The organism is Streptomyces sp. NPDC014861, assembly GCF_043081625.1.
Taxonomy (GTDB): Bacteria; Actinomycetota; Actinomycetes; order Streptomycetales; family Streptomycetaceae; genus Streptomyces.
In genome coordinates this window covers 77,257-101,563 of record NZ_JBIBWV010000027.1, presented here as the reverse complement: position 1 = coordinate 101,563, position 24,307 = coordinate 77,257, and the positions used below count along the sequence as shown (strand labels likewise).

Sequence of the window (24,307 nt, the reverse complement as noted above, 5' to 3'; positions counted from 1 at the left end):
GTTACGCCGCGCCATCGTTGCGGCGGCGCGAACGGCGGATCAGCACCAGGCCGACGGTGCCCGCGAGGCCGGCGGCGACGGCCGCGCCGACGCCGAAGGAGGAGCCGTCCTCGGCCGCCGCGAGCTCCGCGCTGCCTCCGCCGCCGGCGCCGACCGGACCCTGCGGGGGCCGCTGGCCGTTCCAGCCGCCGCCGTTGCCCCCATTGCCGTTCTCACCTCCACCGTTCCAGCTGTTGCTGTTCTGGCCGCTGCTGTTCTGGCCGCTGCCGTTCCAGCTGTTGCTGTTCTGGCCGTTGGGGGCCTGGCCGTTCGCCGTCTGGCCGTTGCTGTTCTGGCCGTTGGGGGTCTGGCCGTTCGCCGTCTGCCCGTTGGGGGTCTGGCCGTTGGGGGTCTGGCCGTTGGGGGTCTGGCCGTTGGGGGTCTGGCCGTTGGGGGTCTGGCCGTTGGGGGTCTGGCCGTTGGTTCCGTTGCCGTTGGCTCCGTTGCCGCCGCCTGGGCAGTCGACCTGGAAGACCTTGGACCTGCCCGTCGCCTGCGACCCTTCGAAGGTCCAGGTGAGCCGGTACGTACCGTCCGGCAGGGCGATCCGGCTGCTGCGGCCGGCGCCGGTGGTGAGCCTGAGGGTGCCGTCCACACTGCGGGCGCTCGCACTGGCCGGCTGGGCGGTGATCTCCCACCGCACCCTCTGGACGCTCTCGAAGTTGGAGGCGGCGAGGTAGAAGTCGCACACCTTGGGCTCGTTGCGCTGGTCGTCCAAGGGCGTGCCGACGCTGTGGATCTTCACGTCGCCGTTGTCACCGGGGGCGGCGTACGCGGCGGGGGTCCCGCCGGCGAGGGCGAGGCCGGCGAGGGCGAGACCGGAGGCGGCGGCGAGAGGGCGGGCGGTGCGGGCGTGCATGCGGATTCCTCCACGAGGATGTCGTCAGGCAGTTGACCGATAATCCGACTATCCGTCACATTCCGAACACGCACGGTATCGACATGCGTGCGGCGCACCCTCGTCCCCCGTCCGGCCCAGGAGGTCAGACGATCCCGAAGAGGACCGCCGCCGCGAGGACGACCAGCGAGGTCAGAGCCGCCCACTTCACGGTGAAGCGGGTGTGGTCGCCGAACTCCACCTTCGCCATGCCGACCAGCACGTACACGGCCGGGACCAGCGGGCTCGACATGTGCAGGGCCTGTCCGGCGAGCGAGGCGCGGGCGATCTCCAGCGGCGAGACGCCGTGGGCGGCGCCGGCCTCGGCGAGGACGGGGAGGACGCCGAAGTAGAAGCCGTCGTTCGACATGAAGTAGGTGAGCGGCAGGCTCAGCAGGCCGGTCACGAGCGCCATGTGCGGGCCCATCCCGTCCGGGATGGCGCCGACCAGCCAGTCCGCCATGTGCTTGACCATGCCGGTGCCGGTGAGGACGCCGGTGAAGACAGCGGCGGCGAAGACCATGCCGGAGACGTTGAGGACGTTCTCCGCGTGGGCGGCCAGCCGCTCCTTCTGGTCGGCGGGGCGGGGGTAGTTCACGGTGAGGGCGAGCGCGGCGCCGATGAGGAAGAGGACCGGGATCGGCAGCACTTCGAGGATCATCGCGGTGAGCAGCGCGACGGTGAGGGCGGCGTTGAACCAGTACAGCCGGGGGCGGAGGGTGGCGCGGTTCGGGTCGAGGCCCTGGAAGCCGGGGACGGCGGAGTCCTCGCCCCGCGTACCGGCGGGCTCGCCGCCCGAGGCCGGGGCGTCACCGGAGGTGCCGCCCACCCCGTCGGCCCGGCCTGCGGCTCCGACCGGCTTCGCGCCCTTGCCCGCACCCCTGTCCACGACCCCTCCCGCACCTCCGGCGCCGGCCCCGACGAGGACGGTCCCGGTGTCGCCGGCGAGCGCCTCGTCGAGGGTGAGGTAGCCGATCCGCTTCCGCTCGCGGCGGCCGAGGACGTACGCGAGCGCGATCACGAAGAGCAGGCCGACCGCGAGAGCGGGGATCATCGGGACGAAGATGTCGCCGGCGTCGAGCTTGAGCGCGGTCGCGGCACGGGCGGTGGGGCCGCCCCAGGGCAGGGTGTTCATGACGCCGTTGGCGGTGGCCGCCACGCCGGTGAGGACGACCAGGCTCATGCCGAGCCGCTTGTAGAGCGGGTACATCGCCGAGACGGTGATCATGAAGGTGGTGGAGCCGTCGCCGTCGAGGGAGACGATCGCGGCGAGCAGGGCGGTGCCGACGACCACGCGGACCGGGTCGGCCTTGCAGAAGCGCAGGATGGCCCGGACGATCGGGTCGAAGAGTCCGACGTCGATCATGACGCCGAAGTAGACGATCGCGAACATCAGCATCGCCGCGGTGGGGGCCAGTTTGCCCACGCCGTCGATGACGTAGTCGCCGAGCTGTGCTCCCTGTCCCACGGCGACGCAGAAGAGGGCGGGGATCAGGACGAGCGCCGCGATCGGCGACATCTTCTTCATCATGATCAGGACCAGGAAGGTCGCGATCATGGCGAAGCCGAGGACGGTCAGCATGGAGGCACCTCACGTTCACCGTTGAACAGCCGCCGAGCGGCGGTCCGGATGACCGTAGGTGCCCCCTTCCGGCCTCAACAAGGGGTCCACGCGTGAGCAATACGAGCAAAACCCCAGGTCACGGCAGTGGGGCCGGTTCCAGCGGGGTCACCTCCACCGGGAAGCCGTTGAGGACCGCGGTCCCGGAGAGCGGGTCGAGGAGGGAGCCGTCGAGGAGCTGGTTGACGTTGACGCCGGGGCGGGCGGCGGCCACGGTGAGCCGGGTGCCGGGGCGGTCGTGGCCCCAGCCGTGCGGGAGGCTGACGACCCCGGGCCGTACCGTGTCGGTGACCTCGACCTCCGCCGTGAGCTCGCCGCCGTCGCCCTTGATCCGGGCGGGGGCGCCGTCGGCGAGTCCGAGCCGGCCGGCGTCGTCCGGGTGCACTTGGAGGGTGCAGCGGTTCGACCCCCCGGTGAGGGCGGGGGTGTTGTGCAGCCAGCTGTTGTTGGAACGCAGGTGGCGGCGGCCCACCAGCTGGAGGGTTCCGGGCTCGGGCACGGCGGTGAGGGCGGCCCGCAACCGGGGAAGGTCGGCGGCGATCGGCTCCGGGAGGAGTTCGATCCGGCCGCTGCGGGTCCGCAGCACCTCGTCCAGGCGGGGCTTGAGCGGGCCGAGGTCGACACCGTGCGGGTGGGCCTTGAGCTCGTCGAGGGTGAGCCCGTACGGTCCGAGCCGCAGCATCAGGTCGAGCCGCCGCTCGGCCCCGCTCTCCCCGGTGAGTCCCGCGGCGAACTCCTTGGGGTCGGCGCCGTGGGCGGGCGAGTGCGGCTGGGTGACCGCCTTGGCGACGAGGGTGTCGATCGCCAGGTCGTCCACGGCGGAGGGCGGCGCGCCGTGCATGCCGGACGCGGCGAGGACCAGCCGGGCGTGGATCTCGCACTCGTCCATGCCGTCGGCCTCCAGGGGGACGGCGGCCGGGGTGAAGCGGGCCTGGTCGCGGACGGCGAGCCCGTTGAAGGCGAAGTCGAAGTGGGCGCTCCGGGAGGGCGGCGGCGGGGGCAGCAGGACGTCGGCGTGGCGGGTGGTCTCGTTGAGGTAGGGGTCGACGCAGACCAGCAGGTCGAGGCCGGCGAGGGCGGCGTCGAGCCGGAGCCCGTCGGGGGCGGACAGGACGGGGTTGGCGGCGATGGTGATCAGCGCCCGGACGCGGCCCTCCCCCGGGGTGTCGATCTCCTCGGCGAGGGCGGCGAGCGGGAACTCCCCCTTGACCTCGGGGTGTCCGGAGACGCGGCTGCGGCGGCGGCCGAGGGCGAAGCCGCGGCCGGGTCCGGCGGGCCGGGGCGCGGGGGCGGTCGCGGAGCGGGGGAAGAGGACGCCGCCGGGCCGGTCGAGGTTGCCGGTGAGGACGTTGAGGACGTCGACGAGCCAGTTGGCGAGGGTGCCGTGGGCCACGGTGGAGCTGCCCATCCGCCCGTAGACGGCGGCGGTGGGCGCGGCGGCCAGTTCCCGGGCGACGGCGCGGATCGTGTCGGGGTCGAGCTCGCAGACGGGGGCGACGGCCTCGGGGGTGAACTCCCTCACGGCGTCCCGGACCCGGTCGATGCCGTCGGCGCGGTCGGCGAGGGCGCCGGGGGCGGTGAGGTCCTCGGCGAAGAGGGTGTGGACGAGGGCGGCGAGGAGGAGGGCGTCGGTGCCGGGCCGGGGGGCGAGGTGGCGGTCGGCGAGGCGGGCGGTGCGGGTGCGGCGGGGGTCGACGACGGTGAGGGTGCCGCCGCGGCGGCGCAGCGCGGCGAGCCGGCCGGGGAAGTCGGGGGCGGTGCAGAGACTTCCGTTGGAGTCCAGCGGGTTGGCCCCGATGACCAGGAGGTGGTCGGTGCGGTCGAGGTCGGGGACGGGGATCGCGAAGGGGTCGCCGAAGAGGAGGCCGCTGGAGACGTGCTTGGGCATCTGGTCGAGCGTGGAGGCCGTGAAGAGGTTGCTCGTGCCCGTGGCGCGGAGGAGGAGGGGCGGGTAGAGCGCTCCGGCCATCGTGTGGACGTTGGGGTTGCCCAGGACGATGCCCAGGGCGTCGGGGCCGTAATCCTCGATCAGCGGGCGGATTCTCGCCGCGATCGTGTCGAACGCCTCCTCCCAGCTCGCCTCCCGCAGCCGGCCGTCCTCCCGGACGAGCGGGGTGCGCAGGCGGTCCGGGTCGGCGTCGACCTGGGGGAAGGCGGCGCCCTTGGGGCAGACGAAGCCTCGGCTGAAGACGTCGTCGCGATCCCCTCGGGCGCCGGTGACACGGCTGCCGTCGAGGGTCAGGACGAGTCCGCAGGTCGCTTCGCAGAGAGGGCAGATGCGCGGGGCCGTGGTCATGACGTCTCCCGTGGACGGCGGCGTGCGGCAGGCGGCGGTGCGGCGGATCGACGTGAGCATACCGACCGGTAGGCACGTCCGGGAGGGGTTCGCGCGAGCCGTGTCCGGCGGTCAGGCGGCGAGGGAGGGGGCGAGGTAGGCGTGGAGGAGCCGGCGGGTCTCGTCGATGAGGGCGGGGTCGCCGTCGGGATCGGAGCGGAAGGCGAGGCGGACGAGGGTGTCGGCGGTCTCGACGCCGACGAGGACCTTGCGCCGCAGCGTCTCGTCGGAGGTGCGGCCGAGGTGCGTGGCGAGCAGGGCGCAGATCCGCTCGGCGACCTGGCCGTTGGGATCCTCGACGGCCCCTCCCCCGCTCTCCTCGGCGGCGGGGACGCCGAAGTCGACGAGGGCGAAACCGGGCACGCTCCGCTTCATCGCGATGAACTCGTCGAGGACGCCGTCGATCGCGGAGTGCGCGTCGAGGGCGGGGGTCCGCTCGAAGCGGGCGGCGATCCGCTCGGCGTACCGGTCGAGGTTGCGGTGGGCGAGGGCGGCGACCATGGCCCGCTTGTTGCCGAAGAAGCGGTAGACCGAGCCGATCGGGACGCCGGCGCGGACGGCGACGGCCCGGGTGCTCAGCTGTTCGTAGCCGGTCTCGTCGAGGAGCCCGGCGCAGGCGTCGAGGATGCGGGCGAGCCGTTCGGCGCTGCGCTGCTGGACCGGGGTGCGGCGGAGCGCGGGCGGCGGGTCGTGCGGGCGGGTCTGGGGCACGGGGTCCATGATGCCGTTCCGATCCTGTTCAGGCGATGAGCAGTCCGATGCCGCCGAGGGTGTACGCGATCATCAGCGCGAACAGCGGGAGTTGGCCGGCGACGGCTCGGGCGGGCGGGAAGAGGCGGACGGACCGGTCGTGGGCGGCGACGACACCGAGGACGTGGCCGGTGACGATCGCGGACACCTGGAGGACCGCGAGGCCCCCGGGGCCCAGCGGCGGGGCGGGCGAGGGGGCGTTGTCAGTGCCCGCTGCCATCATGACGGTACGTGGTCCTTCGACCGCGAGGAGTGAGAAGTAGTGGGCGACGAGATAGCCGAGGGCGATGGGCAGCAGTGAGTGGGCGAAGGAGGTGAGGGGCTTGGCGAGGGCGCGGTTCAGGAGGCGGAGGGTGCCGGCGCAGAGTCCGTAGCAGGCGGCGGCGAGGGCGACGGCGGCGAGGAGGCCGAGGGTGGCGGTGACGGTGGGGCCGAGGGAGGAGGTCTGGAGGGCGGTGATCCAGCGGGGGTTGTCGGAGAGGCCGTCGTAGGCGGTGGTGCCGAGGAGGACGCAGACGGTGGCGACGAGTCCGGGGGTCTCGGGGGTGGAGTCGAGGCCGTTGAAGGGGGAGCGGAGCACGAGCCGGCCGTCGGCGCGGCGGCCGAGCGGGGAGAGCCGGGCGAGGAGGGAGGAGTAGACCTCGAAGGGGTCGGCGTGGGCGAACCAGGCGGCGCCGTGGCGGGCGGCGCCGAGGAGCTGGACGGCGAGGTGGACGGCGAGGGCGGTGAGGAGGACGGAGCGGGAGGTGTTGTCGGGGGCGACGAGTTCGAGCCAGGCGAAGAGGAGGAGGCCTCCGGCGGCGGGGCGGATGCCGACGGCGGCGGGGACCGGCCGGGGGTGCGCGGGCGGGTGGAGGGAGAGGAGGGCGCGGAGCGGGTTGACGAGGCGCCAGACGGGGCCGAGGAGGAGGGAGGCGGGGACGAGTCCGACCCAGAGGAGGACGTAGAGGGCGCCGGGGGCGGGGTTGCGGTCGGGGTCGTCGGGGCCGAGGAGGAGGTGGGCGAGGAAGAACAGGGCGAGGGCGGCACCGAGGAGTCTGAGCGCGGCACGGGTGGCGGGGGCGTCGGCGAGGCGCTGGAGGGAGGCGGGCAGGGGGCGGCCGGCGCGGTCGCCCCGGAAGCGGGAGGTGGACCAGAGCAGGGCGAGGCCGAGGAAGGAGACGAGGAGGGCGGTGAAGGCGCCGGCGTAGGCGTAGAAGGGCGACAGGGGCAGGTCGTGCTGGGCGCCGACGCCGTGGGCGAGCGGGAGGAGCGGATCCTGGACGGCGATCATCGGACGACCAGTTGGGTGAGCACGAGTCCGGACTCGTGCGTCTCCACCTCGAAGAGACCGGTGCGGTCCGCGGTCAGCGTGAGGGTTCCCGGGACGCCGGGGGCGAGGGTCGCCTCGCGGTCGTAGCCGTGGACGTGGAGCGTGTCGGCACGGTCCGAGGTGATGCGGAGGGTGACCCGCTCTCCCTTCTTCACCTCGACGCGCGAGGGCGCCGGGGTGACCGTCGAGCCGGAGACCCGGATGTCGAGGGTGCGGCCGGTGGGGGTGGGGTCCGGAGCGGGGGCCGAGGTGGGAGGCGGGGTGGAAGGCGGGGCGGGCGTGGGCGAGGCGGTCGGCGCGAGGGAAGGGGTCGGAGGCGAGGACGGGGAAGGGGGCGAAGGCGGGGTCGGGGTGAGGGCGAGGGTGGTCTGGACGGGTTCGCCGGCGACGGCCCAGACGGTGTGGTCGTCGGCGTGGAGGCGGACCGTGAGGGTGCGGGCGCCGGGCGGGAGGTGGAACCAGGGGCCGTAGGCGCGGGCGGCCTCGCGCCCGTCGACGAGGAGGCGGGCGTGACCCCGGCCGGTGAGGGCGCCGCCGCCGGTGGACTCGGGGGTGAAGCGGAACCTCTCCACGGTGAGGTGGACGTTCCAGCCGCCCTCGCTGTCCGGGCGGGCCTCGGCGCGGACGGAGGGCGCCTCGGCGGGAGGGAGTTCACGGAGGCGGTGGCCGGACTCGTCGCGGTCCGCGAGCACGGTGCCGTGGGAGCCGGTGGCCTGCTCGTGGCTGGTGCCGGGCTTGTGGTGGGTGGTGGCCCGGCCGCCGCACCCGGCGGCCAGCAGCAGGACGCCGGCGACGACGGCCGCCGCGAGCGAGGCCGTACGACGGCGGGCGGCGGGCGCGGAGGCGCCACGGGCGCGGGCGGAGGGAGTGGCAGGGGCGGACGGGGCGGCGCCACGGGTGCGGGCGGACGGGGTGGGAGTGGCAGGCAGAACGGGGGTGGCCGACGGGGTGGGGGTGGTGGGCAGAACGGGGGTGGCGGGCAGGACGGAGGTGACCGACGGGGTGGGGGTGGCGGGCAGGGCAGGGGTGGCCGGCGGGGTGGGGGTGGTGGGCGGTAGGGGGGTGGCGGGGGTGGGGGCTGAGGGGGTCATGCGGGGATCTCCTCGGGGCGGTCCTCGGCCGGGCGCTCGGGGTCGGGTGCGGAGTCGGCGGTGGGGGTCGGGGCGGGGCGGGCGCCGGCGGCGACGACGGCCCAGAGGACCCAGACGACGCCGAGGAGGAGGCGCAGCCAGGCCGGGCTGACGGGGATGCCGGGGATCATCAGGACGGCCTTGTCGAAGGCGTCGAGGAGGGTGAGGACGCCGAGGACGACCGTGGTCCAGGCGAAGACGGGGCGGGTGGGACGCAGGAGCAGGCCGGTGGTCGTCCACCAGGCGCCGGTGAGGAGGAGGGCGAGGGCGGGGACGTAGGTGGAGGCGAGGGTGAGGGTGGCGCCGGCGACGTCGAGGGCGAGTCCGGCCAGGCCGGCGGCGAGGGCGACGGCGGCGAGGCGGTGGCCGCGCAGGCGGCGCCACCAGAGGGCGGTGCCGACGAGGGCGAGGAGGAGGGAGGCGGCGAGGGCGATCTGGGTCTCGACGCGCTGGAGGCCGCGGGCGCCGTACCAGTCGCAGCCGGCCGGGAGGCGGCGGGCCTGGACGTTGTAGTCGGCGCAGACGAGGAGCTGGGCGAGCTTGACGGGCTCGCCGACGAGCCGGGCCGTGGGGGCGGAGACCTCGCCGCGGGCGGCGCCGCAGGCGGGGAGGGTGCGGGGGCTGGAGGCCCCGGTGTCGTCCTGCCAGCAGTTCGCGCGGCCCTGGCCGTCCCACCAGACGTCGGTGCGGTTGGGGCGGAAGTTGCCGGCCCGGTCGATGCCGAGGCGGTTGTTCGCGTAGCGGTTGTGGTGGGAGGTGTCGGTCTGCTTGGACCAGGCGGATTCGCCGCGGATGAAGGCGGGGACGGCGTTGAGGTAGAAGCCGGTGCGGTCGTGGCCGTAGATCCAGTTGTCCTCGTAGAGGTTCCAGTTGCCGCCCGCGGTGATGATGCCGCTGCCGGGCGGCATGGAGATCTGGGGGCAGACGACGCCGTTCTCGTAGCCGCGTTCGGCGGGGGGACGGGCACAGGTGCCGTCGGCCACGTGGCGGTAGTAGTCCTGGTTGTTGTCGTGGATCAGGTTCCGCTCGAACTTCGCGTGGTTCTGCGGGAGGCCGGGGTGGCCGGGGAAGGCGGAGTCCATGGAGGCGCCGCCCATGTTGTGGTCGAACTCGTTGTCGTGGACCCAGACGGAGTCTCCGGCGGTGCCCGAGTAGCCGACCATGTTGTGGTGGCTGCGGCAGCCGGTGATCTCGATGGAGTAGCGGGGGACGTCGTAGCCGCGCCCGTCGTTGATGTTCGAGGCCGAACCGGGGTAGATGCCGGAGTCGCCGTTGCCGTAGGACTCGCAGTTCTTGTAGAGGCCGTGGTCGGAGGCGAAGGTGAGGAAGCCGTACTCGTCGTTCCAGCGGGTGAGGACGTCGTCGATGACGAAGCCGTCGGCGGCGAGGACGTACAGCGAGTTGAAGGTGGTGCGCTGGGCGGTGAAGTTGCGGAAGTAGACGCCGTCGGACTTGTCGGCGCGGATCGCGTTGAGCTTGGTGTACTTCGCGTCGATGACGACGTCGAGGCGGGAGGAGCCGGTGCCCTCGATCTGGAGGTTCTTCTTGCCCAGGATGGCGACGAGGTTCTGGTTGTGGGGGCAGCGCGCCTGCTGCTCGTAGGACAGGATCTGGTAGCCGAAGGAGGACTTCGGGGCGTCCAGGGAGGCGCAGGCGCCGGTGGGTGCGGGCAGTGAGGGCTCCTCCTCGTACAGGCCGGGCAGGATCGCGATGGTCATGCCGGGTCGGTCGACGGCGTCGACGGCCTGTTGGAGGTGGCGGAAGCCGGAGCGTCCGCAGCGGGCGAAGAGGTCGAGGTTGCGGGTCTTGAGGCCGGCGGGGAAGCCTGCGATCCGGCGGTCGAAGTCGGCCCGGTCCGTCTTGCAGACGAGGAGGTCGGGCTCGCCCGTGCGGAGCTGCGGCACGCTGCCGGAGCCGTCGGGGAAGGTGACGGGCCGCTCCTCGTGCGCCTGGGCGCCGGGAGCGGTGAGCAGGGCCGCGGCGAGCACCGCGAGCACGACCGAGAGCACGGAGACGAGCCTTCTGGTCCACGACATGGCGGGAGAGTAGAGCATTGTTCATCTTTTTGACCCCGCCGTGCGCGAACCGATCGCAGACCCTTCGCCGCCGCCCCGTTGACGGGAGCGGTCGCGGAATCCTACGGTCATCCATAGGATTCTTTTCGGGTCAGATCCAGGACAGGTTCAGGACAGGAGCGGGCGATGACGACCGAGCAGGCCAGGAAGACGGCCGAGGCCCTCACCTACAGCACCGGGTTCGGCAACGAGCACGGCTCGGAGGCGCTGCCCGGCGCCCTCCCGGAGGGCCGCAACTCGCCGCAGCGCGCCCCGCTCGGGCTCTACGCCGAGCAGCTCAGCGGCAGCGCGTTCACCGAGCCGCGGGCGCACAACCGCCGCTCGTGGCTGTACCGGATCCGCCCGTCGGCGGCGCACCCGCCGTTCGTCCGGACGGACAACGGCGCGGTCCGCACCGCGCCCTTCACCGAGACCGTCGCCGACCCCAACCGGCTGCGCTGGAACCCGCTGCCCGACCCGGCGCCGGGCACCGACTGGCTGGCCGGCCTGTGGACCCTCGGCGGCAACGGCGACGTGACCCAGCGCACCGGCATGGCCGTGCACCTCTACCACGCCAACGCCTCCATGGAGCGGGTCTTCGGCGACTCCGACGGCGAGCTGTTGATCGTCCCCGAGCGCGGCGGCCTCCTCCTCCGCACCGAGCTGGGCCTGCTGGCCGCCCACCCGGGCGAGGTGGCACTGATCCCGCGCGGGATCCGCTTCCGCGTCGAGCTGCTGGACGAGACCGCGCGCGGATACGTCTGCGAGAACTACGGCGCCCCGTTCCAGCTCCCCGACCTCGGCCCGATCGGCGCCAACGGCCTGGCGAACGCCCGGGACTTCCGCGCCCCCGTCGCGGCCTACGAGGACGTCGAGGGCCCCGTCGAGGTGGTCAACAAGTTCTGCGGCAACCTCTGGACGGCGACGTACGGCCACTCGCCCCTCGACGTCGTCGCCTGGCACGGCAACCACACGCCGTACGTCTACGACCTGCGCCGCTTCAACGTCATCGGGACGATCTCCTACGACCACCCCGACCCCTCCATCTTCACCGTCCTCACCTCGCCCTCCGACACCCCCGGCCTGGCCGGTGTCGACTTCGTGGTCTTCGCCCCGCGCTGGCTGGTCGGCGAGGACACCTTCCGGCCGCCGTACTTCCACCGGAACGTGATGAGCGAGTACATGGGCCTGATCGAGGGCGCGTACGACGCCAAGGCCGAGGGCTTCGTACCGGGCGGCGGCTCGCTGCACAACATGATGTCCGCGCACGGTCCCGACCGGGAGACCTTCGACAGGGCGAGCGCCGCCGAGCTGAAGCCGCAGAGGATCGACGACGGCCTGGCCTTCATGTTCGAGACCCGCTGGCCGGTGACGGCGACCGGACAGGCGGCCGGGGCCGACCACCTCCAGCACGGTTACGACGACGTATGGCAGGGTCTGGAGCGTCATTTCCGGCCGTAGAGTCCTGGCTCAGCCGCCCCACCCCGTCGTCGTACGGAGAACGCCGTGACCGCCTTCGCCCCCGACTCGCTGGTCCTGAACCGCAAGCTCCCGCTGTGGTACCAGGTCTCGCAGTCCCTGCGCGCCTCCATACTGGGCCGCACCCCTGACGCCTCGCTGCGGCTGCCCACCGAGGAGCAGCTCGCCGCGCACTACGGCGTCAGCGTGCTGACCATGCGGCAGGCGCTGAAGGAGCTGGAGGAGGAGGGGCTGATCAGCCGGCACCGGCGGCGCGGCACCTTCATCGAGCCGGGCGCCCGGCGCTCCACCCCGCGCCGGCTGCTCGGCTCGATCGACGCGATCGTGGCCCAGCAGTCCGGCGAGCGGACCACCGTCCTCGGCCACGGCCCGGAACCGGTGCCCGGCGATCTCGCCGAGTACTTCCCGGACATGGCCGAGGTCGCGACCTACCGCCGGCTGCGGTCCGACGGCGAGAGCGACGAACCGACCAACTGGGCGGAGAACGCGGTCCGGCCGGAATTCGCCGCCGCGATCGACCCGGCGGACCTGGAGCGCTGGCCGATGACGAAGGTGCTCCGGGACGTCGTCGGCGTACGGATCAGCCGGATCACCGACACCGTCGAGGCCCGCCTCGCCGACCCGGAGACCGCCGAACTCCTCAAGGTCCCGCTGCTCTCGCCGATCCTCCACTACACCGGCGTCACCTACGACGAGGACGGGCGGGTCGTCGACGTCGCCCGCATCCGCTACCGCGGCGACCGCTTCTCCTTCACGGTGACGGTCGAGGCCCACTGAGGCCCTTCCCTCGCGCCCCCGGCCCCCACGGACGCCGCGGCCCGCACGGACGCCGCCAGCCGCTCCGTACGACGCAGCCGACCCCGCACGACGGCACTGGCACCGTACGGGCTGGCACCAGCACCGCACGGGCGGCGCCGGCCCCGTACGGGGCACCGTACGGACGGCGCTGGCTCCGTACGGACGGCGCTCGTTAGCATGCGGGGCGTGACGGACGCCGACGACATCCCCCTCCTGGACGAGCTGATGCCGTGGTCGGTGGCGCCGCTGCGGTTCGGGCGGGCGTGGGTGGTGGCGCCCGACGCGCGGACGCTGCGGCGGCGCTGGGACCGGCTGGTCGCCGCGGAGGGCGGCGAGCGGGAGACGCTGTTCCGGCCGAGCCGGGCGCGCACCACGGGCACGGCGGTGGCGGCACTGCCGGGGCAGCGGACCGGGACCGGCCGGTTCGCCCGCGAGAGCGGTCCCTGCCCCGAGCCGGTGCGGGTGCTGGCCGGACCCTTCGACGAGCAGTGGCTCCTCCCCGACCACCGGCTGATCGACACCGCCCGCCCCGAGCTGTGGCGGGTGGCGGGCGATCCGCAGCTCTTCGCGGTGGAGCAGGGGCAGGTGCCGGGGGCGGCCGGTCCCGCGCTGCTGGTGTGCGGCGCGCTGCCGGAGGGGCGTTCCCCCGCGGGCCGCCCGGGCCGGATCCGACCGCTGTTCCGTCGCCCCGGCGGCGCGGAGCCGAATCTGGCACCGGGGTTGGCCGGCTTCCTCCGCGAGCGGTACGGGTCGGCCGACCCGTACCGCTGGCTCGCCTGGACCGTCGCGGCGGCGGTCCCCTCCCCCGCCGGCTGCAGGGTGCCGCTGCCCGCGGGCCCGGCGGTGTGGGCGGCGGGCGTGGCCTGCGGCCGGGAGCTGCTGGACGTCCAGCTGCGGGGCGCGCTGACGGGGGCGCGGCCGCGGCTGCCGGGCGGGCGGCGCCCCTATGTGCGGGCGGCGATCCCGCCGCGCCCCGAGTCGCTCTCGTACGACTCCGAGGGCGAGGTGCTGAGCGTCGGCGAGGGCCGGATCTCGCCGGTCCCCGAGGCGGCCTGGGAGTACCGGGTGGGCGGGGTGCGGGTCCTGGAGCAGTGGTTCGCCCGCCGTACGGCGCCCGCCGAACCGGGGACCCTGGAGGCGATCGGCCCCTCCGCCTGGCCTCAGGAGTGGACCTCCGAACTCCTCGAACTGGTCACGGTGCTGGCGCTGCTCGGCGCGCGGGAGGCGGAGCGCGCGCCGTTCACGGCGGGCGGCGGGCCCAGCCGGTCGGCGCTGCGCGCGGCCGGGGTTCTGCCGGTGCCGGACCGCGCGCGCCGGCCCGCCTCGGTGTTCGACCATCAGGAGGAGGGCCCGGAGGGCCAGTTCATGCTGGTGTGACGCCCCACCCCCTCAGTACCCCCGGGCCCCCAGTACCCCCGCCCCCTCAGTACCCCCGGGCCCCCAGTACCCCCGCCCCCTCAGTACCCCCGGGCCCCCAGTACCCCCGCCCCCTCAGTCCCCCCGGGCCCCTCAATCCCCTCCGACCTCTCGGCCCCCTCCGACCTCTCCGCCCCCTCAGTCCCCTCCGACCTCTCGGCCCCCTGCGGCCCCTCAACCCTCTCCACCCCCACCGGACCCTCAGCCCCCTCCGACCTCTCCGCCCCCTCCGGCGGGCCGCTCGCCCTCCGGCGGTGCGCGCGCCGCTGAGCGGGCGGTGTGACGCGGCTCCTGGTGACAGGGCCCGTCCGCGCGCGGTAGGCAGACGGGCATGAGCACTCAGCCACTCCCCCTGGACGGGATCACCGTCGTCTCCGTCGAGCAGGCCGTCGCCGCCCCCTTCGCCACGAGGCAGCTCGCCGACCTCGGCGCCCGGGTGGTCAAGGTCGAGCGCCCCGACGGCGGCGACTTCGCCCGCGGCTACGACACCGCCGCCCGGGGCCTGGCCTCGCACTTCGTCTGGTGCAACCGCGGCAAGGAGTCGGTCGCCCTCGACCTGAAGGCGCCGCGCGGACGGGAGCTGCTGGGGCGGCTCGTGGCGGGCGCCGACGTCTTCGTGCAGAACCTCGCGCACGGGGCGGCGGCCCGGCTCGGCCTCGACGCGGCCACCCTCTGCGCCGCGCACCCGAGGCTGATCGCCGTGGACGTCTCCGGGTACGGGCCGGACGGCCCCTACGCCCACCGGAGGGCGTACGACATGCTCGTGCAGTGCGAGACCGGACTCGTCTCGGTCACCGGCACGCCCGGACAACCCGTCAAGTCCGGCATCCCGGCCGCCGACATCGCGGCCGGGATGTACGCGTACGCGGGCGTCCTCGCCGCCCTCGTCCGGCGCGGCACGACGGGCCGGGGCGGACCGGTGGAGGTCTCGCTGTTCGACGCGCTCGCGGAGTGGATGGGGCATCCGCTGCACCACGGGGCGCATGGAGGTACGGCCCCGGCGCGCACGGGGCTCGCGCATGCGGTGATCGCGCCCTACGACGCCTATCCGACGGCGGACGGAGGGCTGGTGCTCCTCTCCGTGCAGAACGACCGGGAGTGGCGGCGGCTCGCCGAGCAGGTGCTGGAGCGGCCGGAACTCGCCGGTGACCCGGCGTTCGCGACCAACGCGGCCCGGGTCGCGGGCCGGGCCGCGACCGACGCGGCGGTGGGGGCGGCGCTCGGCGCGCTCCCCGCCGACGAGGCGGTACGGCGCCTGGACGCGGCCGGCGTCGCCTGCGCGCGGCTCAACTCGGTGGCGGAGCTGGTGGACCACCCTCAGCTCGCCGCCCGGGACCGCTGGCGCCCGGTGGACTCCCCCGTGGGACCGCTGCCGTCACTGCTGCCGCCGGTCGGCTTCCCGGGCTCCCCGGAGGCGCCGATGGGCGGGATCCCGGCACTCGGCGAGCACACCGACGCGATCCTCGCGGAGCTGGGTGTCGGGGCGGCGGAGGTGAAGGAGCTGCGGGCCGCGGGCGTGATCGCCTGAGCGGGGCCGGGCGCGGACACGACGAAGCGCCGGACGGGCGGGGACACGTCCGGCGCTCTCGGTCTGCGGGTGGATGTGGGCTGCGGGCCCGTCGGTGGACCGCGTCGGGGACGCGGCGCGGCGGACCGGCTAGTGGCGGGCGCCGAAGAGGGTGCGGCGCAGACGGCGGAGCGGGGCGAAGAGCGAGACCCGCGCACGGCCGGCGTGGCCGCTCTGGGCCGGCGCCTCGTGGCGACGCGTCGTCAGTTCCCGCATGAGCAGGGTCGCCTCGGCCACGTCGCGCTGCGGCACGGCGGGTCCGCCGAGCACCGCGAGATGGCGGTCGAGGCGCGAACTGGTCGCGCTGCTCCCGCAGGTGATGGCAGGCACACGCGGCCTGCTTCGCATCGTTATCTGTTCCATGTCACTCCCCACCCGTACGAGGGCACCCGGCCCGGGCAGGTTAACCCTATCGCCCCACAGTGACACCCGTGTATCCCGCCGTCCGGATCGACTGCACTCGTACGGGGGTTGACGGTCACTCTACGAATCCGTCTGATTCCAGGGCGAGTTGGACAGGGTTCGAACACCTGCCGAACCGTCATGAACCATCCTGCACCCCGGCCGTCCACCTGCGGCTCCGAAGGCCGGTGTGATCTACGCCACCGAGGTCCGTTCGAGCGGGTCGCCACCCGGCGGGGGCGCGGCTACCGTGGGTCCATGACGCTGATCGCGGGCCGTTACCGGCTGCTGGACGCCCTCGCGGAGGGCGCGGCGGGGATCGTCTGGCGCGCCAGGGATGAGGCGCTCGGCCGCGAGGTGGCCGTCAAGGAGGTGCACGCCCCGCCGGGGACTCCCGAGGCGGAGGAGCGGCTGCTGTACGCGCGGGTGGAGCGCGAGGCGCGGGCGGCGGAGGCGATCCGGGGCCCCGGCGTGGCCGAGGTGTACGACGTGGCCGTGGAGCGGGGCCGGCCGTGGATCGTGATGGAGCTGGTCCGCGGGCTGACGCTGGCGGAGACCCTGGAGGCGGACGGGGAGCTGCCTGACCGGGAGGCGGCGCGGGTGGCGCTCGGCGTGCTGGCGGCGCTGCGGGCGGCCCGGGAGGCGGGTGTCCCCTATCACGGGCTCGCCCCGGACCGGGTCCTGCTCGCGAACGACGGGCGGGTCGTGGTGACCGGTGTGGCCACCGGGACCTCCGCACCGGAGGCCCCGCCGCCGGGGCCCGAGGAGGATCTGCGGTCGCTGGGCGCGCTGCTCGCCGCGATGGTCGCGGATCCGCGGTCGGGGCCGCTGGCGCCGGTGGTCCGGGGGCTGGCCGACGGGGACGCGGAGGTGCGGGCCGGGGCCGTACGGGAGCTGGAGCGGGCGGCCGGGGCCGGGGAGCGGCCTCGCGGGAGCGCTCCGACGGGCGCGCCGGAGCGCGATCCGGAGCATCGGGAGCGGTCGGAGCATCGGGAGCACGACGGCCCCGCGGGGGTGCGCGGGGCGCGTACGGAGGAGCCCGCGCGCTCCGGTGTGCGGCGGCGACGTCCCCGCAGGGGCGTGGTGCTCGCGGCGGGGATCGCGGGGCTGCTGGTGATCCTGGCGGCGCTGGTCTGGCAGGCCATCAGGGACGAGGGTCGGGGCGCCGGTCCGGGCGGGGGCGGGGCGTCGAGCACCGCTCCTGCCGTTCCCGGCGCCGCGGGTACGGGTGCGGAGGGCGGGGGGTCCGCTGTTACGCCGCGTTCCTGAACGTGGGCAGGTAGCCGCCCGACTGGCCGGCGGCCGTCGGGTGGTAGGACTCACCGATGTTGAGCCAGTTGACGCTGTGCAGCCAGGCCGAGCCGGAGCAGATCTCGTGGCCGGTGAAGGCCGGCACGACACTGGCGAAGGCGAAGCCGTGGTCGGCCGCGCGCTTGGCGACCGCGGCGTTGAGGTGGTCGGAGGCGCCGTTGATGGCTCTGCGCTCGTTCTCGCTGAGCCCGGCGACGCATGATCCGCCGAGCTGATAGAAGCGCGGGTAGCCGAGGACGACGACCCGGGCGGCCGGGGCCTTGGCCCGGATGGCGTTGTACACGGCGTCGAGCCGGGCGGGCAGGGTCGTGTCGACGTATCCCTTCGCCTGGTTCACCCGGTTGACGCAAGTGGTCTCCGACTGGAGCACACAGGTCGTCATGACGTCGGCGAAGCCGGCGTCGTTGCCGCCGATGGTGATCGAGACGAGGTCGGTGGCGGAGGAGAGGGGGCCGAGCTGCTTGCCGGTGACGTCGGTGGTGACGGCGCCGGAGCAGGCGGTGAAGGCGAAGGAGGAGGGGGAGTTGGCGTTGGCCCAGAGGCGCGGGTACGCCTTGGTGGAGCGCTTGCAGTCGCCGCTGGCGCTGTCGTAGCTGCCGGCACCGACGCCGGAGGAGTACGAGTCGCCGAGGGCCACGTAGTCGAGGGCGGCGCTCTCGGCGGCCTGCGCGGTCCCCACCCCGGTCAGGGCGAGGACGGAACCGAGCAGGAGCGAGGACGCGAAGGCCGCGATGCGCGACAGTTTCATGAAACCTCCCTGTAGCAGGATCTCTGCGCTACCAGGAAGTAGCATCGGATCGGCCACACCGGAAGTGTTCATGTCAAAGTTGCCTCCGAGGAGCGAGTGATGCCGCCTCAGAGACTGTCACTTTCCGGACATCTGAGGAACCGGAGGATCCGGTCCCGCTTCTGACCGAACGGGACCGCGGCACATCCGCCCGACCCTCCACGGGAGAGCGCCCGCTCCTCCCTGTCCTCATAGCGGAAACGGATTGGTCCAATCCGATCAAGGAGACAGCGCTTTCGATCACAGTTTGCTCGCCAAAGTGCCAGAAACCGGGCCGTACAAGCGGCACTTGCCATACAGTCCCATTCATCAATACCGTCGTACATCTCACCCGCATCGGTTCATCGGCAAGGCGGCTCAGGGGAGAGCCGCCATAGTCCCGTTGGCACCGGAGCGGGGCGCGGTAGGGGGGTGCCGTGCCCGGTGCGCTGTGCGCCGGGTCGCGGGTACCGCGCGGCCAGTCATGCCAACTCACCGATCCCGCAAGGAGATCGCTTTCGTGCGGGGATGGCGAGAACCCCCCTTTCGAACCGGACACACGATCGGGCGGCCCAGGGGTGGGCGCCCACCGGACGAGAGGGAAACCGACCATGAGCTCGTTCCTGCGCCCGGCCGTCACGGGCCATGAATTCACCGAGCCGAGTCGAATAGCGGCCCAGTACCGGGCCATCACTTCGCATCTGGCGATCACTCCGCCTGTCAGCGTCGTCATTCCCGCGATGAATGAGGCGGAAAATCTTCCGTACGTGTTCAAGTCGCTGCCGGAATGGATTCACGAAGTCGTACTCGTCGACGGAAACTCGACGGACGACACCGTCGAGGTGGCCCGTGGACTCCGGCCCGACGTGAAGGTCGTCAAACAGGTCGGCAAGGGCAAGGGCGACGCCCTGATCAGCGGCTTCGCCGCCTGCACCGGCGACATCATCGTGATGGTCGACGCCGACGGCTCGGCGGACGGCCAGGAGATCGTCTCCTACGTCTCCGCCCTCGTCGGCGGCGCCGACTTCGCCAAGGGCTCGCGCTTCGCCAACGGCGGCGGCACCGACGACATGACCGGCATCCGCCGGCTCGGGAACTGGGCACTCTGCGCCCTCGTCAACCGGAAGTTCGGCGCCCGCTACACCGATCTCTGCTATGGCTACAACGCCTTCTGGAAGCACTGCCTCGACAAGATCACCCTCGACTGCACCGGCTTCGAGATCGAGACCCTCATCAACATCCGGGTCGTCAAGGCCGGCCTGAAGGTGCAGGAGGTCCCGAGCCACGAGTACCTGCGGATCCACGGCGTCAGCAACCTGAACGCGGTGCGCGACGGCATCCGGGTCCTCAAGGTGATCCTCCGCGAGAAGCGCGTCACCAAGGCCGCCCGGGCGCTCCGCCGCCCCGCCGCCTTCTCCGTCAACGTCCCCCGGGGAGAGACGTCTTGAGCGACGGCACCACCCCGCCCCGCTTCTCGGTGGTGATCTGCGTCTACACGGAGGAGCGGTGGGGGGACATCCTCGCCGCCGTCGACTCCGTCCGGAAACAGTCGCTGGCCCCCCTGGAGACCCTGCTCGTCGTCGACCACAACGAGCGGCTCCTGGACCGGCTCACCGAGGAGTACGCGGACGCGCGGAACCGCGAGGAGGTGCGGGTGCTCGCCAACGCGGGCCCCCGCGGCCTCTCCTCCGGCCGCAACACCGGGATCGCCGCCGCCCGCGGCGAGTTCGTCGCCTTCCTCGACGACGACGCCGTGGCCGAGCGCGACTGGCTCCACCACTTCGCCGCCGGCTACCGGGACCCGGAGGTCGTCGCCGTCGGCGGGCGCACACTGCCCGCCTGGGCCTCCGGCCGCCGGCCCGCCTGGTTCCCCGAGGAGTTCGACTGGGTCGTCGGCTGCACCTACCGGGGACTGCCCCCGGGCCGGGTACGGGTCCGCAACGTGCTCGGCGGCAACGCCTCCTTCCGGCGCACCGCCTTCGACGCGGCCGGCGGCTTCGCCACCGGCATCGGACGGGACGGCGACCGGCGGCCGCTCGGCTGCGAGGAGACCGAGCTGTGCATCCGGCTCGCGAACGCGGTGCCGGACGCGGTCCTGCTCATCGACGACCGAGCGGTCATCCACCACAAGGTGCCCGCCGCCCGCGAGCGCTTCGCCTACTTCCGCACCCGGGTCTACGCCGAGGGCCTGTCCAAGGCGCTCGTCGCCCAGAGCGTCGGCGCGGGCAAGGGCCTGGAGTCCGAGCGGCGCTACACCAGCCGGGTGCTCCCCGCCGGGGTGCTGCGCGGGGTGCGGGACACCCTGCTCGGCCGGCCGGGCGGCGCGGGCCGGGCCGGGGCCATCGTCACGGGCGTGGCGCTCGCCGCCGGGGGCTACGCCCTCGGCACCCTCCGCGCCCGCCGCGGCCACTCCCCCTCCTTCTCCTGGGGGCCGATCGAGCCGGCGCACGTCCCCGGGGAGGACCGGGACGCCGGTGCGAGGGAGGCGGTCGCGTGAGCGCGCCGCCCGCCCCCGTACCGATCCTCATGTACCACGCGGTCGCCCACGATCCGGCGCCCGCGACGCTCGGGCTCTCCGTGACCCCCGAGGCGTTCGCCGCGCAGATGGCCGTACTGGCCGAGCGGGGCTTCACGCCGGTCACCACCGCCGCGCTCGCCGCCGCCTGGCGGACCGGCGCGGAGCTGCCCGCGCGGCCGGTGCTCGTCACCTTCGACGACGGCTACGAGGGCGTGCACCGCCACGCCCTGCCGGTGCTCGCCGAGCACTCCTTCGTGAGCACCGTCTTCGTCACCAGCGGCTGGCTGCCCGGGCGGCACGCCACCGGAGGCGAACTCGACACCATGCTCAGCTGGGGGCAGGTCCGCGAACTCGCCGCCGCCGGGACCGAGATCGGCGGGCACAGCCACAGCCACCCGCAGCTGGACCAGCTCGACGCGCGACGGCTGCGGTTCGAGGCGCTGCGCTGCCGGGAGCTGGTCGGCGAGGAGCTCGGCACCGCGCCCGACTCCTTCGCCTACCCGTACGGCTACTCCAGCCGGCGGGTGCGGAGCGCCGTCCGGGAGGCCGGCTTCGCCCAGGCGCTCGCGGTCGGCAACGCGCTCGCCCGCCGCCACCAGGGGCCGTACGCCCTGGAGCGGGTGACCGTGCGCCGGTCCACCACGGTCGAGCAGTTCGTCCGCCACGTCGAAGGAAGCTCCGTGGCCCGGGACTTCGCCGCCGACCGGGCCCTGACGAAGGGGTACGCGCTCGCCCGCCGGGCCCGCGGAGCGGTGCGCGGGCACTGGATCTGACCCTGCCCGGAGGAGCGCGGCCCGGCGGGCAAAACCCGGTGCGCGGCCCGGTCGGGCGGTGGATCATGGCGGCATGCCAGACACCCCCGCCGTACCGCCCGGGCCGCGCGAACCGCTGCCGGTCGTGGTCAACCTCGACGACAGCGACTCGCCGAGCGACGTCATGGACGCGCTCTTCCTCGACCGGTTCACCACCGGGACGCAGCCGCACGCGCACGGCCTCACCCTGGACCGGGCCCGGTCCGACGCGACCCTGCTGCCGCCGGGCGCCCGCGTGCTGTGGGGGGCCAAGGAGGAGGACCGCAGCTCCGTCCTGGCCGAGGGGGAGGGGTGGACGATCCTGGCCTCCCGCTGGAAGCACCGCGCCGACGTCACCGTGACGGCGACCGATCCGGAGCTGGCCGCGCGGATCCTCGCCGAGGCCACCGACGGCGCCAAGGACGAGCCCGAGCCGGAGCCCGAGGACGTCACCATGGGCTTCTGGTACCTGGCCCCGCAGCGCGGACCGCGCCGGATGACCCGCCCGATCAGCGCGGACACCTGGGAGCGGGCCCGCCCCAACTACACGGCGCCGGTGGCCGAGTCGATGGACCGGCTGATGAAGCTGACCCCCGAGGACGTCACCGGCCGGCTCCTGCTGCTGCACGGCCCGCCCGGCACCGGGAAGACCTCCGCCCTGCGCACCCTCGCCCGCTCCTGGCGGGACTGGTGCCAGGTGGACTGCGTGCTCGACCCCGAGCGGCTCTTCAACGACGTCGGGTACCTGATGGACATCGCCATCGGCGAGGACGACGGCACCGAGAAGGAGCGGTGGCGGCTGCTGCTCCTGGAGGACTGCGACGAGCTGATCCGGGGCGGGGCGAAGGAGGCCACCGGCCAGGCCCTCTCCCGGCTGCTCAACCTGACCGACGGCCTGCTCGGCCAGGGGCGGAACGTGCTGGTGGGCCTCACCACCAACGAGGACCTGGAGCGCCTCCACCCGGCCATCGTGCGCCCCGGCCGCTGCCTGGCGCGGATCGAGGTCGGGCCGCTGACCCGGGCCGAGTCGGTGGCCTGGCTCGGCCGGGAGGACGGGGTGCCGTCCGGGGGCGCCACGCTCGCGGAGCTGTTCGCGCTGCGGCGCGGCGCCTCCCCCGCCGAGCTGCCGGAGCAGCGCTCCCCGGCGGCCGGCCTCTACCTGTGAGCCGTGACGGGTCCGCCGGGGCGTCCGGACGGACCCGCCGGCCTCACTCGGAGTCGTAGGCGGCCCGCAGCGCGTCCTGTACGGCGGCCTGGGCCTCGTCCCGGGTGAGACCCAGGCGGTACGCCTCCTCGGCGTACTGGGCGGCGGCGGAGGCGGCCCTGCGGCTGGCGGCGTCGCCGGCCGCCGCGACGAAGGTGCCGTGCCGGCCGCGGGTCTCGATGACCCCGTCCGACTCCAGGGCCTTGTACGCCTTGGCGACCGTGTTCGCGGCGAGCCCCAGCTGCTCCGCGAGTCCCCGGACCGTGGGCAGCTTGTAGCCGACCGGCAGTCTGCCCGACCGGGCGCGCTCCGAGATCTGGGCGCGCAGCTGTTCGTAGGGGGCGGTGGTGGACTGGTGGTCCACGGCGAGTGTCAGTGTCACCCACCCGATTCTGCCCCCACCCCACCGGAAAATGGGAGGCGGCGGCGTGGCCCCGGCCGTAGCGTGCGGCCCCATGACTGTGATCGTCCGTGACGTACGGCCCGAGGACGCCGAGGGTTTCGCCCGCGTCCGCCGCGCGGCCCTCCCCTGCATGCTCGCCACCGCGGAGCAGGTGGCCTTCGACTGGGCGCACGCGCACCCGGAGGCGCACAGCCGGCCGCTGGTGGCGGTCACCGAGGAGGGCGAGGTGATCGGGACCGCCCAGGTCTCCCTCGCCCACGACTCCCCGGAGCCCGGCATCGGCAGTCTCAACGTGTACGTGGATCCGGCCCGTCGGGGGCTGGGCGCGGGATCGCTGCTGGTCCGCACGGCCGAGGAGCACTTGGTCGAGCGGGGTGCGACGGCGCTCTACAGCTGGATCCTCGACGCCCCGTGGAACCGGGCGTTCGCGGAGCGGCGGGGGTACGCGCCGAGCCGGTCGGCGCACTTCCTGCGGCTGGACCTGACGGCGGGGCTGCCGCCGCTCCAGGAGCCGCCGGCGGGCGTGGAGCTGGTCTCCGCCGAGGAGTTCGCGGCCGATCCGCGGCCGCTCTTCGAGCTGGACGCGGCGACCACCGCCGACGAGCCGAGCGACGTGCAGGCCGAGCTGGACGACTACCCGCACTGGCTGGAGACCACCTGGGACCACCCGCTGCACGCCCGTTCATTGACGACGGTGGCGGTGGTGGAGGGGGTGCCGGCCGCGTTCAGCGCGGCGCGGACCGACGGGCTCGGCCGGTACTCCTCGGGGATGACGGGGACGGCCCCGGCCTTCCGGGGGCGCGGGCTGGCGAAGCTCGCCAAGAACGCGTCGCTGCACCGGGCGCGGGCGGCGGGCTGCACGGAGGCGTTCACCGGCAACGACGCCGGGAACGGGCCGATGCTGGCGATCAACGAGTGGTTCGGGTACACGGTCGACGCGACGGAGGTGCGGTATGTCAGGACGCTCGGTTGAGGTGGCGTTGTGGAAGGCGGGCCGGTTGAAGATCCGCTATCCCGCCGAGGTGGTGGCGGAGACGGCGACGCGGCTGTCGGTGCGGGCCCCGTGGGCCGCCGAGGGGGTGCGGGACTTCGGGTTCGTCCGCTTCGAGCCGGGTGACGTCTTCGTCGAGCACTACTGGACGGACCGCTGGTTCACCGTCAAGGAGGTGTGGTCGGCGGAGGGCCGGCTCAAGGGCTGGTACTGCGACATCACCCGGCCGGCCGAGTTCGGGGCGGCCGGGGTGACGGTCGAGGACCTGGACCTGGACCTGTGGGTGTCGGCGGACGGCAGCGAGGTGCTGCGGCTCGACGAGGACGAGTTCGCGGCGAGCGGTCTCACCGCCGCCGATCCGGAGGCGGCCCGGCGGGCCGTGGCCGCCCTCGACGAGCTCGAACAGCTGGGTCGGCACGGCCTGGTGGCCCTGCTCGGCCGGCCCGCCCCCGCCGCCTGATCCGGGCGGAGCGGCCGCGCCGCGGGCGCGGCGGGATCCGGAGGGGGCGGCTCGGGCGAGGATGACCGGGGGCGGGTCGGGCG

General features: G+C 74.0%; 21 protein-coding genes. 11 read left to right on the top strand and 10 right to left on the bottom strand.

Translation table 11 applies throughout. The annotated features are described in order from the left end of the window. Position 1: 1 nt before the first annotated feature. From ACF1BN_RS33295 to ACF1BN_RS33265, 7 genes are all read right to left on the bottom strand, one after another. Entirely contained in the window at positions 2-898 is an 897-nt protein-coding gene (locus tag ACF1BN_RS33295; RefSeq protein ID WP_392335314.1) for a hypothetical protein, read from the bottom strand. Positions 899-1,022: 124 nt separating this feature from the next. Continuing rightward, a complete protein-coding gene (locus ACF1BN_RS33290) occupies positions 1,023-2,498 on the bottom strand; it encodes a CitMHS family transporter (protein ID WP_392335313.1) in 1,476 nt (491 codons plus the stop codon). A 118-nt stretch (positions 2,499-2,616) separates the two neighbouring features. Further along, complete coding sequence (locus ACF1BN_RS33285) at positions 2,617-4,833, bottom strand: molybdopterin oxidoreductase family protein (protein WP_392335312.1); 2,217 nt, start codon at positions 4,831-4,833, stop codon at positions 2,617-2,619. 111 nt (positions 4,834-4,944) lie between these two features. Beyond that, entirely contained in the window at positions 4,945-5,592 is a 648-nt protein-coding gene (locus ACF1BN_RS33280; RefSeq protein WP_392335311.1) for a TetR family transcriptional regulator, read from the bottom strand. 19 nt (positions 5,593-5,611) lie between these two features. Continuing rightward, positions 5,612-6,895, bottom strand: a complete 1,284-nt coding sequence (locus ACF1BN_RS33275; protein WP_392335310.1) for a hypothetical protein — start codon at positions 6,893-6,895, stop codon at positions 5,612-5,614. Next, entirely contained in the window at positions 6,892-7,716 is an 825-nt protein-coding gene (locus ACF1BN_RS33270) for a hypothetical protein (protein WP_392335334.1), read from the bottom strand. Before ACF1BN_RS33270 ends, ACF1BN_RS33275 begins: the two co-directional genes overlap by 4 nt. A 305-nt stretch (positions 7,717-8,021) precedes the next feature. Then, positions 8,022-10,100: a right-handed parallel beta-helix repeat-containing protein gene (locus ACF1BN_RS33265; RefSeq protein WP_392335309.1), complete on the bottom strand. Its 2,079-nt coding sequence runs from the start codon at positions 10,098-10,100 to the stop codon at positions 8,022-8,024. A gap of 165 nt (positions 10,101-10,265) precedes the next feature. Between ACF1BN_RS33265 and hmgA the strand changes: the two genes are divergently transcribed. The 4 genes from hmgA (at position 10,266) to ACF1BN_RS33245 (ending at position 15,339) form a co-directional block, all read left to right on the top strand. Then, positions 10,266-11,579, top strand: a complete 1,314-nt coding sequence (gene hmgA / locus ACF1BN_RS33260) for a homogentisate 1,2-dioxygenase (protein WP_392335308.1) — start codon at positions 10,266-10,268, stop codon at positions 11,577-11,579. 45 nt (positions 11,580-11,624) lie between these two features. Next, positions 11,625-12,374, top strand: a complete 750-nt coding sequence (locus ACF1BN_RS33255; protein WP_392335307.1) for a GntR family transcriptional regulator — start codon at positions 11,625-11,627, stop codon at positions 12,372-12,374. A 198-nt stretch (positions 12,375-12,572) separates the two neighbouring features. Beyond that, a complete protein-coding gene (locus ACF1BN_RS33250) occupies positions 12,573-13,772 on the top strand; it encodes a type ISP restriction/modification enzyme (RefSeq protein WP_392335306.1) in 1,200 nt (399 codons plus the stop codon). 370 nt (positions 13,773-14,142) lie between these two features. Next, positions 14,143-15,339, top strand: a complete 1,197-nt coding sequence (locus tag ACF1BN_RS33245) for a CaiB/BaiF CoA transferase family protein (RefSeq protein WP_392335305.1) — start codon at positions 14,143-14,145, stop codon at positions 15,337-15,339. A 129-nt stretch (positions 15,340-15,468) separates the two neighbouring features. On the opposite strand, the gene ACF1BN_RS33240 is transcribed toward ACF1BN_RS33245, so the two are convergent. Beyond that, positions 15,469-15,741 (bottom strand): hypothetical protein, encoded by a 273-nt coding sequence (locus ACF1BN_RS33240; protein WP_376597463.1) that lies wholly within the window; start codon positions 15,739-15,741, stop codon positions 15,469-15,471. Positions 15,742-16,038: 297 nt separating this feature from the next. Here ACF1BN_RS33240 and ACF1BN_RS33235 point away from each other — a divergent pair, with 297 nt between their 5' ends. After that, a complete protein-coding gene (locus tag ACF1BN_RS33235; protein WP_392335304.1) occupies positions 16,039-17,049 on the top strand; it encodes a hypothetical protein in 1,011 nt (336 codons plus the stop codon). Here the strand turns inward: ACF1BN_RS33235 and ACF1BN_RS33230 are convergent. Beyond that, a complete protein-coding gene (locus ACF1BN_RS33230; RefSeq protein WP_392335303.1) occupies positions 17,033-17,839 on the bottom strand; it encodes an SGNH/GDSL hydrolase family protein in 807 nt (268 codons plus the stop codon). The two genes, ACF1BN_RS33235 and ACF1BN_RS33230, sit on opposite strands and share 17 nt — an antisense overlap. 629 nt (positions 17,840-18,468) lie before the next feature. On the opposite strand from ACF1BN_RS33230, the gene ACF1BN_RS33225 reads away from it, so the two are divergent. The 4 genes from ACF1BN_RS33225 (at position 18,469) to ACF1BN_RS33210 (ending at position 22,331) form a co-directional block, all read left to right on the top strand. Continuing rightward, positions 18,469-19,305, top strand: a complete 837-nt coding sequence (locus ACF1BN_RS33225; protein ID WP_392335302.1) for a glycosyltransferase family 2 protein — start codon at positions 18,469-18,471, stop codon at positions 19,303-19,305. Further along, a complete protein-coding gene (locus ACF1BN_RS33220; protein ID WP_392335301.1) occupies positions 19,302-20,354 on the top strand; it encodes a glycosyltransferase family 2 protein in 1,053 nt (350 codons plus the stop codon). Before ACF1BN_RS33225 ends, ACF1BN_RS33220 begins: the two co-directional genes overlap by 4 nt. A 29-nt stretch (positions 20,355-20,383) precedes the next feature. Further along, positions 20,384-21,148: a polysaccharide deacetylase family protein gene (locus tag ACF1BN_RS33215; RefSeq protein ID WP_392335333.1), complete on the top strand. Its 765-nt coding sequence runs from the start codon at positions 20,384-20,386 to the stop codon at positions 21,146-21,148. Positions 21,149-21,221: 73 nt separating this feature from the next. Continuing rightward, a complete protein-coding gene (locus ACF1BN_RS33210) occupies positions 21,222-22,331 on the top strand; it encodes a DUF5925 domain-containing protein (protein ID WP_392335300.1) in 1,110 nt (369 codons plus the stop codon). 43 nt (positions 22,332-22,374) lie between these two features. Here ACF1BN_RS33210 and ACF1BN_RS33205 read toward each other — a convergent pair whose 3' ends face one another. Next, entirely contained in the window at positions 22,375-22,752 is a 378-nt protein-coding gene (locus tag ACF1BN_RS33205) for a GntR family transcriptional regulator (RefSeq protein ID WP_392335299.1), read from the bottom strand. Between the two features lie 73 nt (positions 22,753-22,825). On the opposite strand from ACF1BN_RS33205, the gene ACF1BN_RS33200 reads away from it, so the two are divergent. Together ACF1BN_RS33200 and ACF1BN_RS33195 are read left to right on the top strand one after the other, a co-directional pair. After that, on the top strand, positions 22,826-23,746 hold the full coding sequence (locus ACF1BN_RS33200; RefSeq protein ID WP_392335298.1) for a GNAT family N-acetyltransferase: 921 nt from the start codon (positions 22,826-22,828) through the stop codon (positions 23,744-23,746). After that, a complete protein-coding gene (locus ACF1BN_RS33195; RefSeq protein ID WP_392335297.1) occupies positions 23,727-24,224 on the top strand; it encodes a DUF402 domain-containing protein in 498 nt (165 codons plus the stop codon). Before ACF1BN_RS33200 ends, ACF1BN_RS33195 begins: the two co-directional genes overlap by 20 nt. The last annotated feature ends 83 nt before the right edge of the window (positions 24,225-24,307 follow it).